We start from the raw sequence: 14,535 nt of genomic DNA, 5'->3' as shown, positions 1-14,535 counted from the left end.
CGGGGTCAGCGTTCGAGCAGCCGTGCGGCGTCGCCCACGAGGTTGATCCGCACGCCCATCGCTTGGAGCATCGCGGCCTTCGCGAGCAGTCCTCGGTCCGCGGCGTCAGCGTCCGGGGCATAGACCATCTGCGCGTGGTTCGCCTTGTGGGTGGCCATGAACTGGTCGCGGCCCACCCCGGGGATCACCACGTGGGCGATGGGCCACTCAGGGTTGGTGGCCTGCTTGCGACGCTCGGTCTCCTCCTCGGGCAGCTCGACCACGCGTGCGCGGTACAGATCCGCGTTCAGCACGTCATCGGCGATGTAGACGCGGCTGAGCACCACCTCCCCGGGAATCGAGACGCCGTTGATAGTGGAGCCGCCGGCGGGGAAGAAGACGTGTCCCTGACGCCATCCCTGGGCCTTGTCGTAGCCGCCGAGGTGCGAGGCGGGCACCGAGCCGGAGATCTCATAGACCCACACGTACTCATCGCCGTACTCGTCTCCCCAGCGCACGTCGTGGAGCGTGTTGTCGGGCAGCATGCCCATCGCCGTCCAGACCCGGTGAGTGACGAGGCCGTCCACGGCGGCGCCTTCGTCAACCTCGTTGAAGTGGGTGAAGGCCTCGCCCTCTCGGATCACGCGCGAGCCGTCGCGCGTGGTGACGGGGGGCCGATGCGTCGCGTTCAGCAGGCCCTCGGGCAGGTCGCTGGCCGGCACCAGGTCCTTGAGTCCCTGCTGGTACTGGATGCCGACGGCGTCGAGGCCGAAGTCATCCGCGATCCGCAGCGCCGCGACGTACATCCGGTACTGCGCTGTGAGCTGTGCCTCGGTGAGCTCCGTCTCCTCGTCCTCGCCGAGCGTGAAGGTCATGCCCTGCTCGCGAAGCCAGGCGCCCACCGCCTCGGCGTCGGCGTCCGAGACCGTCAGCATCTCGGCATACAGTGCGGACTGCGACAGTCGCTCCTTGTAGATGCCCAGCGGGTTGAGCAGCTCGTCATCGAAGATCGCGTTGTACATGCCCATGCATCCCTCGTCGAAGATGCCGATGATGGCCTTCTCGCGGCGCAGCTGCTCCCCGAGGGCGATGCCCAGGCGCGTCTCCTCGACATCCGGCAGCGTGGTGGCCGGCACCACGTGGCTGTGGTCGTGGGTCACCGTGCCTGTCTCGACCCACTCCGTCATCCTCTCGCGAGCCCAGTCGTCGGTGAAGTCGACGCTCCACAGCGTCGAGTACGGCTTGTTCATCTTGGTGAGCCCGGCGTTCAGTCCCAGCAGTCCCACGAGTCCCGGCCATTCGCCAGCGAAGTTCGCGACGGTGAGGATGGGGCCGGTGTGATCACGCAGTCCCGCGAGCACGTGGTGGCTGTACTGCCACACGGCCTCCGCGACGATGAGCGGAGCGTCCTGGGGGATGCTGCGGAAGATCTCGAGGCCCATCCGCTGGCTCGAGATGAACCCGTGGCCGGTCGCCGGGTCGACGTCGTTGGCGCGGCGCACCTGCCACCCGAGCGATTCGAGGAGCCTGGTGACCGCAGTCTCGAGCTCGACCTGGGTGGGCCAGCCCGCGATGTTCGCGGATTCACGCAGGTCGCCGGACGCGATCAGGTACGCGGTGCGCGTGGGGGCCTCGAGGGCGGGCGCAGAGGCAGGGAAGGAGTAGGTGGGCATGGGTGCTCCCTTCAGAGCGTCGCAGCGGTGGAGACGAGGCGATGCGTGAGGTCACGCGTCGCCGGATAGAGCTCGCGATACAGGGCGTATCGCTCGTCGTAGAGCGCCGATGCGCGGGCATCGGGTTCGATGTGCAGGGCCGGGGGGTTCCAGACGTCCGTGTCGACCTCGCCCGTACCGCGGGCGGCGATGCGGGCGGCGCCGTAGCTGGCTCCGATGGTCACGGTGGGGATCTCCTGCCTGAGGCCGGTGACGTCGGTGACGATCTGGGGCCACAGCGCGGAGGAGGTTCCCCCGCCGGCGGCGATCACTCGCGACAGCTCTGCTCCTGCATCGTTCATGGTCTCGACGTTGTGGCGAACCGCGAAGGCCGTCGACTCGAGGGCGGCGCGGTAGAGGTCGCCGCGCAGGTGCCGCGTGGTGAGGCCCAGGATGGTGCCTCGGGCATGCGGGTCCTGGATAGGGGTGCGTTCTCCCGCGAAGTACGGCAGCATCAGCAGGCCCTGGGCTCCGGGGCCGGAGATCTCGGCTTCTGCCATCAGCGCGGCATACGTGGGACGCCCGTAGATCTCCCTGAGCCAGCCAGTGATGGCCCCGGATGTCGCGAGCCCTCCCGCCACGCAATGGAGGCCCGGGGCCGTTCCGAGCGTGCCCCACATGCTGGGATGTCTCATGGGCTGGTCGCCGGTGGCGATGAGGAACATGGTGGTGCCGTACATGAGGAACAGGTCGCCTGGACGGTGCCCGTCCACGCTCGCGGCCTCCGCCCACGCATCGATGGTTCCGAGCACCACCGGTGTGCCCGCCGCGATTCCCGCCAACGACTGCGTCGTGGCCCCCAGGACGTGATCGGCCCACGCGAGCGGAGGCGGCTCGATGCCTGGAGCGAGGCGGGTCCACGCCTCTGGATCCCACTCCTGCCGGGTGATGTCGAGGAGGGGGTTGCACTGGCTGGCGGAGTGATAGTCCATCGCATACTCGCCGGTGAGCCGGTGGCCCAGCCAGGTTGCGGGCATGAAGAGGCGGCGCGCCGCCGCCATGGCATCGGGTTCGCATCGTGTCAGCCAGGCGAGCTTGGGACCCACCGCCTGGGTGGTCAGCGGGGACCCGGTGTGCTCGATGAGGTGCCGCTCGCCGTAGTGCGCGGTCAGGCTGGCGATCTCCTGCGCCGCGCGCGTGTCGATTCCATACAGGATCGCGTCGCGCACGGGGGAGCCGGCCGTGTCGGTCAGTACTACGCAGGGGCCCATGCCTGACAGCCCCACGGCGGCGACCTGGTACTCGCCGTCTGCGGTGAGCTCGTGGGCGATCTCGCGGAACTCGCGCCACCAGATCTCGGGGTCCATCTCGACGTGACCGGGCGAGGGAGAGGCCGGTGAGTGCTCGCGCACCGCTGAACGCATCACCACGCCCGTGGCATCGGCCAGCACACCCTTGCTGCTCGAGGTTCCCACGTCGAACCCGAAGTACGCAGCTGTGGCCATGCTCATCCTCCTTGACGGTCAACTGAAATCGATATTACAGAAATCGATGCCAGTTGCAAGCGCACAGGTGAGGTGAACTCCGACGGCAGACCGCTACAGGGGAGCATTCACGGCGGATTCTCGCGCCTCGCATCCCCGGCTTCGAGATCGCCTCTCTCGCTGGAACCGCGCCGCGGCTCTCGTCGCGGCACCGTTGTCGGGGCGTCGGATGTCGGCGCCCCGGCACCGTGCTCAGGTGCTGTCAGCGCGGCTCACGGGAGCGGACATCGGCGCCATCCGAGTCGAGGACGATGGTCCGTGCCGGCTCGGTGTCGCCGTCGATGCGGCCCAGGAGCAGGCGTGCCGCACGCTCGCCGATCTCTCGAGCCGGCAGGGGCACCGTATGCACTCCTGGGGGAGCAGAGATCACGTAGGGCAGGGTTCCGCACACCGAGACGCCTATGTCGAAAGTGCTGACGCCCAGCTGCGCGAGGGCGGTGAGCGCGCCGATGGCCATGAGGTTGTTGGCCACCACCACCGCGTCCGGCGGATTGGGCAGGGACAACAGCCTGCGCATAGCGCTGTCGCCGCCCAGAACGTGATAGTCGGACCAGATCAGGTACTCGTCCGGCGCTCCACCAGCGCGATCCACCACTTCACGCCACCCGCGCACACGCTCCCGCGCGGTCTCGACTGACGGTTGTCCCGAGATGCACGCGATGCGTTCGCGTCCTTGCCTCACATGCCACTCTGTCGCCTCGATGGCCCCTGCGAGGTTGTCCGCCATCACCGCGTCGGCACGCGGGTCCTCGATGTGGCGGTCCACGGCGACCAGCGGACGTCCCTCGTCGAGCAGCGGCGTGAACGAGTGCCCGCTGCCTGTCGCGGCGACGATCGCGCCCGGCATGTGCTCGGCTTGAACAGTCTCGACGTACTGCACCTCGTTCTCCGGTGAGTCGTCGGTGTTGCACAGCACCAACGAATAGCCGGCCTTGCGCGTGACGTGCTCGGCACCACGTGCCAGCGACGTGAAGAATGGGTTCTCGATGTCGGGGATGATCAGCGCGATCATCTCGGACTGCTTGGTCCGCAGGGAGCGAGCGCGGCGACTGGGACGGTACCCCAGTTCAGCGATGGCCGCCTTGACGCTCCGCTCGTGAGGGGGCCGCACGGTCTTGCCGTTGAGGACGCGGCTCACCGTCGCAGGGGACACCCCGGCGAGTTCCGCGACCTCATAGATGGTGGCCATGGGGGTCACAGTACCGTCGGCGCGCTCAGGGGTCGGCGGGATCCGGCGGGTCGCGTGATCGACTCCGCGCCAGCGTCGGTGGCCGACGCTCAGTCGGGGCAGATCACCTCGACGCCCGCCGCCGCGAACGCGTTCATGTACTCCGTGCCCGGCATCTGATCGGTGATGACGTAGTCCGCCATCGCCAGGGGAGCGAACTGGGCGAACAGCTTGCGGTTGAACTTCGAGGAGTCGATCATCACCGCGACGGTGTCGCCCGCCTCCATCATGTCGCGCATCATCGTCGCCTCGGCGACGTTCGAGGTCGAGAAGCTCGTCGTGTTGACGCCGCCGACTGCGATGAGCGAGAGGCGGCAACGGACGTCGAGGTCGACGCCGCCCGCGAGACCCCCAAGGTGGACGGGTCCGATGCTCACGTGATCGTGAGGTCGCACCGTGCCTCCGAAGATGTACAGGTTGCGGAAGCTGTCGGGGTTGAGCTCGGTGGAGAGCAGCAGGTTGTTGGTGGCGATGGTGAGGCTGTGGTGATCGGCGAGGTGGCGCGCGAGCGCGAGCGCCGTCGTGCCGCCGTTGATCATGATCGTGTCGCCGTCGTCGACGAGGCCCGCCGCGAGTTCGCCGATGATCTCCTTGGCCGCCATCTGCACCTGCTTGCGCAGATCGAGCGCAGTCTCCGGCTTCGCTCCGGACTGCGGGCTCACTGCCCCTCCATGGGTGCGAATCACGAGACCGTCGGTGTCGAGGCGGTCGAGGTCCCGTCGGATGGTGTCGGGAGAGACGTCGAACTTCTCGGCGAGCTCGGCAACCGTGACCTGTCCCGCCTCCGTGACGGCATCCACGAGAGCGGCCTTGCGCCCGGCAGGCAGGCGTCGTCCCACGTCTGTGCGTGTTCGGTGCACGGAGTCGGCGCTTGTCATGACTGAAGTTGTAGCACAAAAGTGCACGAAACAGCAGAGCGCGCGCGCGTATCGGCACGCGTACGCGGAGTCTCGCGCCGTCGCCGTTGCGGGTTTGTGACCTTTAGCGCTTGACAATCCGCAAGAGTCGGCACTAGCGTGAGTAAAACCGCAGAAAAGCGCAATGTGGCGCAGGCGCACTCCGCGTCAGAGCGGTCACTGATTGGAGAGACATGAGCAAGGAAGCTCGTATGAGGAAGTGGATCGGGGCAACGGCAGCGGTCAGTGCACTCGCACTCGTCACCGCCTGCAGCTCCGAAGGCGCCTCGGATGGCCCGAGCGATGGTGACGGTGGCGGCAACGGCGAGACCGTCACGCTCGAGTTCGCGCAGTGGTGGGAGCCCGAGCTCCCTGAAGGCGTGCTGCGCGGTCTGATGGACGATTTCGAAGAGGCCAATCCGGGAATCGAGGTGGAGCTGCTGTCCGGCCCCTACGCCTCGACCCGCGAACAGGTGGTGGCTGGTGCGGCGTCCGGCACGATGTCCGACGTGGTCGGGCTCGACGGCGCGTGGGTCAGCGACTTCGTGGACCAGGGTTCGATCGCGGACCTGACGGCGCTGATGTCCGACGCCGGCTACGACGACGGTGAGCTCGCCAGCCAGGTGCAGCTGGGCGGCTCGACCTACATGATCCCCGTGGTGAACTTCGCGTACATGCTGTTCACTAACGATGGCCTGCTGGCCGAGGCCGGGGTGGACGCAGCCCCGTCCACGCGCAGCGAGTTCGAGGCTGCGGCGATCGCAGTGTCCGAGAGCGACGAGAACACCAGCGGATGGATTCTGCCGCTGTCGCTCGAGACACCGAACGGCATCCAGAACGACGTGATGTCGTGGGCATGGGCCTCCGGCGGATCGATGCTCACCGACGACGGCGCACCGGACGTCAACAACGCCGACGTCCAGAGCGCGGTCGACTTCGTGGTCGGTCTGGATGAGGCGGGCGCGGTTGCACCGGGTGCCGCCACGCTCAAGGAGCAGGACAAGGTCGAGGAGTTCAGCAGCGGCCGCGTGGGAATGATGATCTCGTCCCTCGCCCACATCAACACGCTGCGCGAGTCCAGCCCGGACCTCGACTTCTCGCTCCACGCGGTTCCGGCCGAGGACGGCTACTCGGGAGAGCGCGGCACGCCGTACGCCTCCTGGGGCATCGGCGTCGCCGAGAACTCGGAGAACAAGGAGGAGGCGTGGAAGCTCGTGGAGTTCCTCATGAGCGCCGACGCCAACGGCGAGCTCGCCAACGCGGCCAACGCGTTCCCGGGCAACAGCACCGCTGTGCCGGAGTTCGTGACGCAGGACGAGATCTTCCAGTCCGCGTTCGACGTCTGGAACGAGGGCTACCCCGCCAACGAGTTCGTGGGCCTGCCCGTCGCTGAGCAGCTGATGCGCGACATGGCCGAGGAGCTGCAGCGCGTCCTCAACGGAGACATCTCCGTCGAAGACGCCCTCACCGCGACTCAGACCAAGTGGGAGTCGCAGTTCTAGTCCACCACTGACCCCGTCGGCCGCGCCCAGGTCCCCCCCACCAAGGGGCGCGGCCGACGGACCCTTCTCAACAGATCAGGTGAAACTCGTGACACACCCCCCCGAGACCACGGAAGCAAGGGCCGCAGCGCCTCTCGCGACCGCGCCGGCCAGCGCCGGCTCCGGCGACGGCGGCACCGACAACGGAGCCGACAAGACTCGCGGCGGCTGGCGTGGCCGACGGAGCTATCGCGGCACCGTTGCGCCGTACGGCTTCCTCACCCCCACGTTCGTGCTGCTGCTGGTCCTGATGGTGACGCCCATCACGATGGTGATCGGCTACTCGTTCGTGGACCGCGTCATCATCAACCCCAACTCGGAGTTCGTGGGCTTCGAGAACTACGCCCAGGTGCTGGGCGACCCGGTGTTCTTCAAGGCGGTCAGCAACACCGCCATCTTCGCGGGCGCCTCCGTCATCGCGCACTTCGTGCTCGGCATGGGATTCGCGCTGATGCTCAACTCGCCGATGATCGGCAACCGGCTCAAGGCCGTCTACCGGGCGATCTACATCCTGCCGTGGCTCTTCACGGTCGCGATCGTCGCCGTCCTGTGGCGCATGCTGCTCTCGCCGAACGGGATCGTCAACTTCTTCGTCACCGAACTGGGGTTCGCGGAGGAGCAGATCGCGTGGCTGTCCGACCCGTCGCTCGCTCTGCCCGCGATCACCTTCATCAACATCTGGGCCGGCTACCCCTTCTTCATGGTGTCGCTGCTCGCGGGGCTGCAGGGCATCTCGAGCGAACTCTACGAGGCCGCACGGCTCGACCGCGCGGGACCCGTCAAGCAGTTCTTCAACGTCACGCTTCCGCAGCTCAAGCCCATCATCATCTCGATGGCCCTGCTGGACTTCATCTGGACCACCCAGCAGTTCGCGCTGATCTGGATGACCACTGGCGGCGGCCCCATCGACGCCACCGAGATGGTCTCCACCTACACCTACAAGCTGGCGTTCTCCACCTACGACTTCGCCGTCGCATCGGCCTCCGCCGTGATCATCTTCCTGCTGTCGATGACGCTGGCCTTCTTCTACGTCCGCCACCAGAAGTCGAGGGACTGAACCATGACTGCCACCAAGACTTCCCTGTCCGCCCCGACGCAGCTCGAGGTGCCCACCCGTGCGCACGTGATCCGCGCACGCAAGCGCAAGAAGATCGCGCTGATCGCAGCGCTCACCGTCGGTGCGCTGTTCCCCGCGCTCCCCGTGGTGTGGATGCTGTCGAGCTCCTTCAAGCCCAACGGACTGATCTTCGAGTACCCGCCGCGGCTCATCACCGAGGGATTCTCGTTCGACGCATACGTCGCCATCCTGACGGACCCCGAGAAGCTCCGGTTCTTCTTCAACAGCTACTTCATCGCCGGGTCGGTGACGGTGCTGACCCTGTTCGTGGCAGTGCTCGCGGCCTACGCGTTCTCGCGGTACGACTTCAAGGGCAAGCGCATCATCAACGTGGTGGTGATCTCCGTCCAGGCGGTGCCGCCGATCACGCTGCTGATCCCGTACTTCGGGCTCGTGGTCGTGCTGGGGCTGTACAACACCTACCCAGGCCTGATCCTCACGTACATGGTCTTCACCCTGCCCTACGCGATCATCATGATGACCGGGTACTTCAACACCCTGCCGCGCGAGCTGGACGAGGCCGTCAAGGTGGACGGCGGCAGCCCGTGGACCGCGCTATGGCGCGTGCTCGTACCGATCTCCGTGCCCGGCATGGTGTCGGTCGGGGTCTACACCTTCATGATCGCGTGGAACGAGTACCTGTTCGCGCTCACCCTGACCCGCACGAACGACATGCGCACCGTGCCCATCGGCATCCAGCTGCTCATGGGCCAGCACGCCTATGACTGGAACCAGATGATGGCGATGAGCGTGCTCGGCTGCATCCCCGTGCTGATCCTCTTCCTGTTCTTCCAGCGGTACTTCATCGGCGGTATGACCGCCGGTGCCGTCAAAGCGTGAGCCACCCCGAGCTCTCGACATCCCCCAGCACATCACCCGAAAGGAAACACTCATGCTTGTCACCGGCGACGACCTTCTGAAGGTCGCCAACCAGCACTCCTTTGCCATCCCGGCATTCAACATCTCGGACTGGGCCATGAATCGGGGGATCTTCGAGATCGGCGAGGAGCTCCAGTCGCCGCTGCTCATCGCGATCCACCCGGACGAGCTCGCCCACCTGGGAGACGAGCTGGTGCTCGCGATCCGCGAGCGCGCGCACCGGTCGAGCGTCCCGGTGGCGATCCACTTCGACCACGGCGCGACCATCGACCAGATGCTGTGGGCCATTCAGTCCGGCTTCACCTCGGTGATGCTCGACGGCTCCATGCTGCCGTTCGACGAGAACGTGGACCTCACGCGCCGTGCGGTCGAGGCCGCGCACGCGGTGGGACTGTCCGTCGAGGGCGAGCTCGGCACCATCGGCAAGACAGACTCCGAGGCCGAGGACGGCGCGGACGAGATCATCTACACGAAGCCAGAGGAAGCCGTGAAGTTCGTCGAGGCCACGGGAGTGGACTCCCTCGCGATCGCGATCGGCACCTCGCACGGCATCTACCCGTCGTGGATGAAGCCCGAGCTGAAGCTGGACCTGCTGCGGGACATCAAGGCCGCGGTGAGCGTGCCGCTGGTGCTGCACGGAGGCTCCAACAACCCCGACGCCGAGATCGGCCAGGCTGCGAAGATGGGCATCAACAAGATCAACATCTCCTCCGACATCAAGGTGGCGTATCACGTGAAGATGCGCGAAGTGCTGGCCGACGGGTCGGTGCGTGAGCCCAACACGATCCAGCCGCCCGCCGTCGAGGCGATGAAGGCGGAGGCCGCGCACAAGATCCGCCTGTTCGGCTCCGACGGCAAGGCCAGCCTCTACTGAGGCACCCTGGCAGCACGATGACCTCCTCCACCACGCCGAGCCCGAGCGCCACTGTGCTCGGGCTCGGCGGCTGCCTTGACTACGAGACCGTCTGGGACTCCCAGGTGATGACGGATCTCGCACGCGACCACCGCATCGGCGCAGACGACCTCGTGCGCGGCGAGATGATCGCGTCCGAGCGCGACCTGGTGCGCTCGATCCTCTCGTTCGTGCGTGACGGCGTGGGCGGCGAACGGGCCGTCTCCAGCCATGACGTGGTCGAAGCGGTCGCGAGCAGGCACGAGCGCCGCGTCACCCTGGGCGGCAGCTCGGTGCGTGCGGCGCTCGCGATGAGCGCGGTCGGCGTCCCCTCGACGCTCCACTTGGTCGCGGAGGACGATAACGTCCGCGCGCTGCTCCCTCCCGATGTCGAGTACATCTGCTCGCGCGACGGGGACGCCATCAATCCCCACCTGATCATGCAGTTCCCCGCGGGCGCGCGCGTCGAGCTCGCCGACGGGACCGCGATCGAGTCGCCGCGCGCGAATCGACTCATCTATGTGTGCGACCCACCCAACCGCGAGATGGCGCTCGCGGACGAGCTGGGCGATCTGCTCGCGGGCGCGCAGGTGTTCCTCGTCTCCGGATTCAACTCGATGACGGACCAGCCGCTGCTGGTGCGACGCATGCGCGACCTGCGGGCGGCGATGAACCGGCTTCCCGAGGGCGCCACCGTGGTCTTCGAGGACGCCGGCTACCACGTGCCGGGATTCGAGCGGATCGTGATCGACGCGCTCGCGGACCGCGTGGACGTCTACGGCATGAACGAGGATGAGCTGCAGGCGTATGTGGGTCGGAAGGTGGATCTGCTGGATCCGGAGGATGTCGCCTCGGCGTTGCGCCGCGTGCGCACCATCGTGACGGCGCCGACGCTCGTGGTGCACACCCAGCACTGGGCGCTCGCGCACGGTGACGCTGCGGCCACGATGACCGCCGCTCTCGAGGGCGGCATCGACATGGCGAGCGCCCGCTACCTGCACGGCGACGGGCTCGACATCGGGAGGCTCGCCTCCGTGCGCGAGGTGCCGCGTCAGAGCGCAGGCGAGCAGTTCGCCGGCGGTCTCGCCGATGTGCTCGGCGCAGAGGTCTCCTGTGTGGCAGCACGCGAGCTGGTGACCGATGCGCCCACCACGATCGGGCTGGGCGATGCGTTCGTGGGCGGCCTCGTGGCGTCGCTCGCGACCGGTGTCGCCGATGGACGCTCGTCGTGACCGCCGCGTCGCATCCGTGGATCCTGACTGCCCACCAGCCGCCGGACCGCTTCTACGCGGGAGGGGAGCGGATCGCGGCCTTCCGGGGCGCCGGCCCGGTCCGTCCCCACACGCCCGAGGACTGGGTGGCATCCGTGACCACGGTGTTCGGCCACGAGCGACTGGGGCTGAGCACGCTGCCCGACAGCACCCTGCTTGCGGACGTGGTGCGAGCGGACCCGGACGGGTGGCTCGGTGCGGACCACGTCGCGCGGTATGGCGACGACCCCGCGGTGCTGGTCAAACTTCTCGACGCGGGCCAGCGCCTGCCGGTCCACGTGCATCCGGACGTGGCGTTCGCGCAGCACCACCTGGGGCTCGGTCACGGCAAGACGGAGGCCTGGATCTTCCTCGAGCCCGCGCCGGTGTGGCTGGGGTTCATGCGCGACGTGTCGCGGGACGAGGTCCGATCGTGGGTGAGCGGCCAGGATGTCGACGCGATGCTGTCAGCGATGCACCGGCTCCAGCTCGCGGCCGGTGACGCGGTGCTGGTCCCGGCCGGCACTCCTCACGCGATCGGGCAGGGCGCGCTCATCGTCGAGCTCCAGGAGCCCACCGATCTGTCGGTGCTGATGGAGTGGAAGGACTTCGCGATCGACGGCGAGCGCGACGGCCACCTGGGACTGGGATTCGACGTCGCCCTGGAGGCGCTGGACCGCCGCGGGCGCGACCTGATCGAGGTGGCGTCGTGGCGCGAGTCGAGCGCGGAGGACGACGGTGCGCTGCTGCCGGGCGCCGGGGACTTCTTCCGCGCCGAGCGGCTGCGCGGCGACGCGAGCGGCGACGCGGGGTACTCCGTGCTGGTCGTCGAACGAGGGGTGGGGGCGCTGGTGCCGGGGCAAGGACAGGCGATCCCGTTGCAACGCGGCATGACGATCCTGACTCCGCACGCGGCCGGCGACCTGACGCTGGTGGATCACGGCGAGCTCGAGGTGCTCCGCTGCCGACCCCCCGCGGCGTGAGCGCCCGCAGGCCGAGCCGGCCCACGCATCGGCAGCATGCCACCACGCCCGGCCCGCTCGCGTGTCGCGTCCCGGTCGCGAGCGACTAGCGTTGGCCCATGGGATTCCTCTCGCGGTTCACGGGCGCACGCAAGCGTGTGGATCCGTACGGCCTCTACGAAGACGACTCGGCGCAGTTGCAGCGATTCGTCGATGCGGGGGCGGACATCTCCGCGCCCCGTGACAGCGAGTTCTCCGTGACCTTCACGGACGAGGACAAGGCCCGCGCTGCCGCGAAGGAGCTCGGCGAGCGCCGGTTCCCCGGCGAGCTCGTGGAGCCGAGCCACGGCGTCGACGAGTGGTCCATCATCATCTACGGACGCGACGAGCCGCTGGTGCCCGACTTCCTGCGGGAGACCGTGGACGTTGCGGAAGGCATTGCGACCACGCACGGCGGCGAGTACGAAGGCTGGGCCGCGCTCTACACCGCGGAGGAGAAGGCCGGCTGGGGCATCGATCCCCTCTAGCCGGTTCCGCGGACTGCGGTGGACGTCGCGGTCAGCGGATGCCGACCGCGCGCTGGGCGTTGATGGCCCGCGTCTGCGACGGCAGCGTGAACAGGTCGATGAGCCAGCCCACGCCGAACACGCCCGCGGTGAGCAGGTAGAGCAGCCCGCGACCGATCTTGCCCAGGTAGAAGTGCTGCACGCCGAACAGCCCCAGGAAGAACCACAGGACGTAGGCGAGCAGCAGGCTCTTGGGCGCGTGGATGGCGGTGGAAGGCAGGCTCATGGGCCCAGGCTACGCCTATGGGTGGCGACCAGTGTGGGCGGCGTCCGGCTCACGACGTGAGGTGCGCGGCGGTGGCCCGATGCGCGGGAGGCAGATCGTGCGGCCGGTGCTCCGCGCCGGGCACGACGAGGTGGGTGGCCCCGCGACTCTCCAGGTGCGTCGCGACGTCCTCGTAGATGTCGTCCCAGCCGCCGGTGATCACCAGGGTGGGCACTCGCATGGTCCACTTGCGGTCCAGCGGTGCCTCCCACGGGGCGCCTGCCTGGCGCATGGTGCGGCCCACGGCGGTCGTGAGCGGGTCCTCGCGGTGCATGCGGCCGCCCATCGCGGTCAGCAAGTCGTACCCCAGCTCCGCATCGGTGCAGTCGAGGTCGCCGCGGCAGGCGAAGATGGGGCCCACCTGGGCGATGTGGGCCTCGGTCGCGGGAGTGTGACGGGTGAGGGCGAGGGCCGCGGGCTCGAACAGCGTGAGGCTCGCGATGCGCTCGGGGTAGTGCTGCGCCGCGAGCAGGGCGCCGTTGCCGCCGAAGCTGTGCGCGATGAGGTGCACGGGGTGGGTGGCGCTGGCACCGTCGACGGCCCAATCGGCGTGGTCCGCGAAGCCGCCGTTGGGCTCGCGAAAGTCGTGGAACCGGGCGCGAGTCGAGTCGAAGCCAGGCACGGCGCTGTCGAGGTAGCGCACGAGGTGTCGCCACGCCTCGGGGCCACCGGAGGCGATGCCTGGCAGGAACGCGACGTCCATGAGGTCAGTGTGTCAGGTGGCCGGTGGGGTCGCGGAGTGCGACGGCGCGGGGACGACCTCGCCCTCGGAGTTCAGCACCACGTTCTTGGCGGGACTGGTATCGCCCTCGATCCTCGCGAGCAGCAGTCGTGCCGCGTGCTCGCCGATCGCGCGGGCGGGCAGCGGCACGGTCAGCAGGCCCGGAAGCGGCATGGAGAAGTACGGCAGCATCTCGCAGGCGGACACCGTGATCTCGCCCGGATTGATGCCGCGCCGCACCATCGCCCCGAGCATGCCCACGGCGGTGAGGTTGTTTGCTGCCACGATGCCGTTCGGAGGGATCGGCAGGTCGAGGAGGTAGTCCAGCGCGTCGGCGCCGCCCCCCGGCTGGAAGTCGGTCCAGACCAAGTACTCGTCGAGCGCTCCGCCGTTGCGTGCGCAGACCTCGTGCCAGGCGTGTGCGCGCGCACGGGCGGTCTCGACCTGAGGCGGACCAGTGATGCACGCCACGCGGGTGCTGCCCTGATCGAACTGCCATTGGGTCGCCTCGACCGCTCCCGCGAAGTTGTCCGCCATGACCGCATCGGCCCGCGGGTCCTCGATGTGTCGATCCACTGCGACCACGGGCCGGCCCTCGTCGAGCAGAGGCAGGAAGGTCGTGCCGGTGGTGGACGGCGCCACGATCGCGCCCGGCATGCGCTCGTCGTGGATCACTTGGACGTACGAGGCCTCGTAGTCGGGGTTGTCGTCCGTGTTGCACAGCACCAGCGAGTAGCCGGCCTGGCGCATCACATGCTCGGCGCCGCGTGCGAGCGCCGTGAAGAAGGGGTTCTGGATGTCGGGGATGACGAGCGCGATCATCTCGGACTGGTTGGTGCGCAGCGACCGGGCGCGCCGGCTCGGCCTGTACTCCAGCAGAGCGATGGCCTCGCGCACACGTGTCTCGAGCTCGGGACGGACGGCGGTGCCGTTCATCACTCGACTCACGGTCGCTGGCGACACACCGGCGTGCGCGGCGACCTCGTAGATCGTGGCCATCCGCATACTTTAGGACGCCTTCTCTGAGTGTGAGAGGACCTTGG

Annotated in this window: 14 protein-coding genes; 7 read left to right on the top strand and 7 right to left on the bottom strand. The window is 68.1% G+C overall.

Annotated features, from left to right (window positions below; all coding sequences use genetic code 11):
- Window positions 1–5: 5 nt before the first annotated feature.
- The 4 genes from AOP72_RS08990 to AOP72_RS08975 form a co-directional block, all read right to left on the bottom strand.
- The gene (locus tag AOP72_RS08990; RefSeq protein WP_062135274.1) at window positions 6–1,652 is read right to left on the bottom strand and encodes a fucose isomerase; all 1,647 of its coding nucleotides are present in this window, start codon (window positions 1,650–1,652) and stop codon (window positions 6–8) included.
- Between the two features lie 11 nt (window positions 1,653–1,663).
- Window positions 1,664–3,136, bottom strand: a complete 1,473-nt coding sequence (locus AOP72_RS08985) for an FGGY-family carbohydrate kinase (RefSeq protein WP_062135272.1) — start codon at window positions 3,134–3,136, stop codon at window positions 1,664–1,666.
- Window positions 3,137–3,377: 241 nt separating this feature from the next.
- Window positions 3,378–4,364: a LacI family DNA-binding transcriptional regulator gene (locus AOP72_RS08980; protein ID WP_062135269.1), complete on the bottom strand. Its 987-nt coding sequence runs from the start codon at window positions 4,362–4,364 to the stop codon at window positions 3,378–3,380.
- An 89-nt stretch (window positions 4,365–4,453) separates the two neighbouring features.
- A complete protein-coding gene (locus AOP72_RS08975) occupies window positions 4,454–5,281 on the bottom strand; it encodes a DeoR/GlpR family DNA-binding transcription regulator (protein ID WP_062135266.1) in 828 nt (275 codons plus the stop codon).
- A 230-nt stretch (window positions 5,282–5,511) separates the two neighbouring features.
- Here AOP72_RS08975 and AOP72_RS08970 point away from each other — a divergent pair, with 230 nt between their 5' ends.
- The 7 genes from AOP72_RS08970 (at window position 5,512) to AOP72_RS08940 (ending at window position 12,467) form a co-directional block, all read left to right on the top strand.
- The gene (locus AOP72_RS08970; protein ID WP_238581650.1) at window positions 5,512–6,801 is read left to right on the top strand and encodes an ABC transporter substrate-binding protein; all 1,290 of its coding nucleotides are present in this window, start codon (window positions 5,512–5,514) and stop codon (window positions 6,799–6,801) included.
- Between the two features lie 88 nt (window positions 6,802–6,889).
- Window positions 6,890–7,897, top strand: a complete 1,008-nt coding sequence (locus AOP72_RS08965) for a carbohydrate ABC transporter permease (protein ID WP_238581649.1) — start codon at window positions 6,890–6,892, stop codon at window positions 7,895–7,897.
- A gap of 3 nt (window positions 7,898–7,900) precedes the next feature.
- A complete protein-coding gene (locus tag AOP72_RS08960; protein WP_084631632.1) occupies window positions 7,901–8,797 on the top strand; it encodes a carbohydrate ABC transporter permease in 897 nt (298 codons plus the stop codon).
- A 52-nt stretch (window positions 8,798–8,849) separates the two neighbouring features.
- Window positions 8,850–9,710, top strand: coding sequence for a ketose-bisphosphate aldolase (locus AOP72_RS08955; protein WP_062135254.1), 861 nt, complete (start codon window positions 8,850–8,852; stop codon window positions 9,708–9,710).
- Window positions 9,711–9,727: 17 nt separating this feature from the next.
- Window positions 9,728–10,960, top strand: coding sequence for an ADP-dependent glucokinase/phosphofructokinase (locus tag AOP72_RS08950; RefSeq protein ID WP_062135252.1), 1,233 nt, complete (start codon window positions 9,728–9,730; stop codon window positions 10,958–10,960).
- Window positions 10,957–11,961, top strand: a complete 1,005-nt coding sequence (locus AOP72_RS08945; RefSeq protein ID WP_062135249.1) for a class I mannose-6-phosphate isomerase — start codon at window positions 10,957–10,959, stop codon at window positions 11,959–11,961. The genes AOP72_RS08950 and AOP72_RS08945 overlap by 4 nt, the downstream gene beginning before the upstream one ends.
- Before the next feature lie 98 nt (window positions 11,962–12,059).
- Complete coding sequence (locus tag AOP72_RS08940) at window positions 12,060–12,467, top strand: ribonuclease E inhibitor RraB (RefSeq protein WP_062135246.1); 408 nt, start codon at window positions 12,060–12,062, stop codon at window positions 12,465–12,467.
- A 31-nt stretch (window positions 12,468–12,498) separates the two neighbouring features.
- Here AOP72_RS08940 and AOP72_RS08935 read toward each other — a convergent pair whose 3' ends face one another.
- From AOP72_RS08935 to AOP72_RS08925, 3 genes are read right to left on the bottom strand one after another with little or no spacing between them, the layout of a single operon-like run.
- Window positions 12,499–12,732 (bottom strand): TM2 domain-containing protein, encoded by a 234-nt coding sequence (locus tag AOP72_RS08935; protein WP_062135243.1) that lies wholly within the window; start codon window positions 12,730–12,732, stop codon window positions 12,499–12,501.
- Window positions 12,733–12,781: 49 nt separating this feature from the next.
- A complete protein-coding gene (locus tag AOP72_RS08930) occupies window positions 12,782–13,474 on the bottom strand; it encodes an alpha/beta fold hydrolase (RefSeq protein ID WP_062135240.1) in 693 nt (230 codons plus the stop codon).
- A 12-nt stretch (window positions 13,475–13,486) separates the two neighbouring features.
- Window positions 13,487–14,491: a LacI family DNA-binding transcriptional regulator gene (locus AOP72_RS08925; protein WP_062135238.1), complete on the bottom strand. Its 1,005-nt coding sequence runs from the start codon at window positions 14,489–14,491 to the stop codon at window positions 13,487–13,489.
- Window positions 14,492–14,535: the final 44 nt, after the last annotated feature.

Origin of the sequence: Demequina aestuarii (genome assembly GCF_000975095.1) — a bacterium.
GTDB lineage: Bacteria > Actinomycetota > Actinomycetes > Actinomycetales > Demequinaceae > Demequina > Demequina aestuarii.
The sequence above is the reverse complement of the archived record's forward strand: the minus strand, read 5'-3'. Positions and strand labels throughout refer to the sequence as shown.

Excerpts from the sequence above, each read along its gene's own strand:
- AOP72_RS08990 (WP_062135274.1), bottom strand. The coding sequence starts at position 1,652 with ATGCCCACCTACTCCTTCCCTGCCTCTGCGCCCGCCCTCGAGGCCCCC.
- AOP72_RS08985 (WP_062135272.1), bottom strand. The coding sequence starts at position 3,136 with ATGGCCACAGCTGCGTACTTCGGGTTCGACGTGGGAACCTCGAGCAGC.
- AOP72_RS08980 (WP_062135269.1), bottom strand. The coding sequence starts at position 4,364 with ATGGCCACCATCTATGAGGTCGCGGAACTCGCCGGGGTGTCCCCTGCG.
- AOP72_RS08975 (WP_062135266.1), bottom strand. The coding sequence starts at position 5,281 with ATGACAAGCGCCGACTCCGTGCACCGAACACGCACAGACGTGGGACGA.
- AOP72_RS08970 (WP_238581650.1), top strand. The coding sequence starts at position 5,512 with ATGAGGAAGTGGATCGGGGCAACGGCAGCGGTCAGTGCACTCGCACTC.
- AOP72_RS08960 (WP_084631632.1), top strand. The coding sequence starts at position 7,901 with ATGACTGCCACCAAGACTTCCCTGTCCGCCCCGACGCAGCTCGAGGTG.
- AOP72_RS08955 (WP_062135254.1), top strand. The coding sequence starts at position 8,850 with ATGCTTGTCACCGGCGACGACCTTCTGAAGGTCGCCAACCAGCACTCC.
- AOP72_RS08950 (WP_062135252.1), top strand. The coding sequence starts at position 9,728 with ATGACCTCCTCCACCACGCCGAGCCCGAGCGCCACTGTGCTCGGGCTC.
- AOP72_RS08940 (WP_062135246.1), top strand. The coding sequence starts at position 12,060 with ATGGGATTCCTCTCGCGGTTCACGGGCGCACGCAAGCGTGTGGATCCG.
- AOP72_RS08935 (WP_062135243.1), bottom strand. The coding sequence starts at position 12,732 with ATGAGCCTGCCTTCCACCGCCATCCACGCGCCCAAGAGCCTGCTGCTC.
- AOP72_RS08930 (WP_062135240.1), bottom strand. The coding sequence starts at position 13,474 with ATGGACGTCGCGTTCCTGCCAGGCATCGCCTCCGGTGGCCCCGAGGCG.
- AOP72_RS08925 (WP_062135238.1), bottom strand. The coding sequence starts at position 14,491 with ATGGCCACGATCTACGAGGTCGCCGCGCACGCCGGTGTGTCGCCAGCG.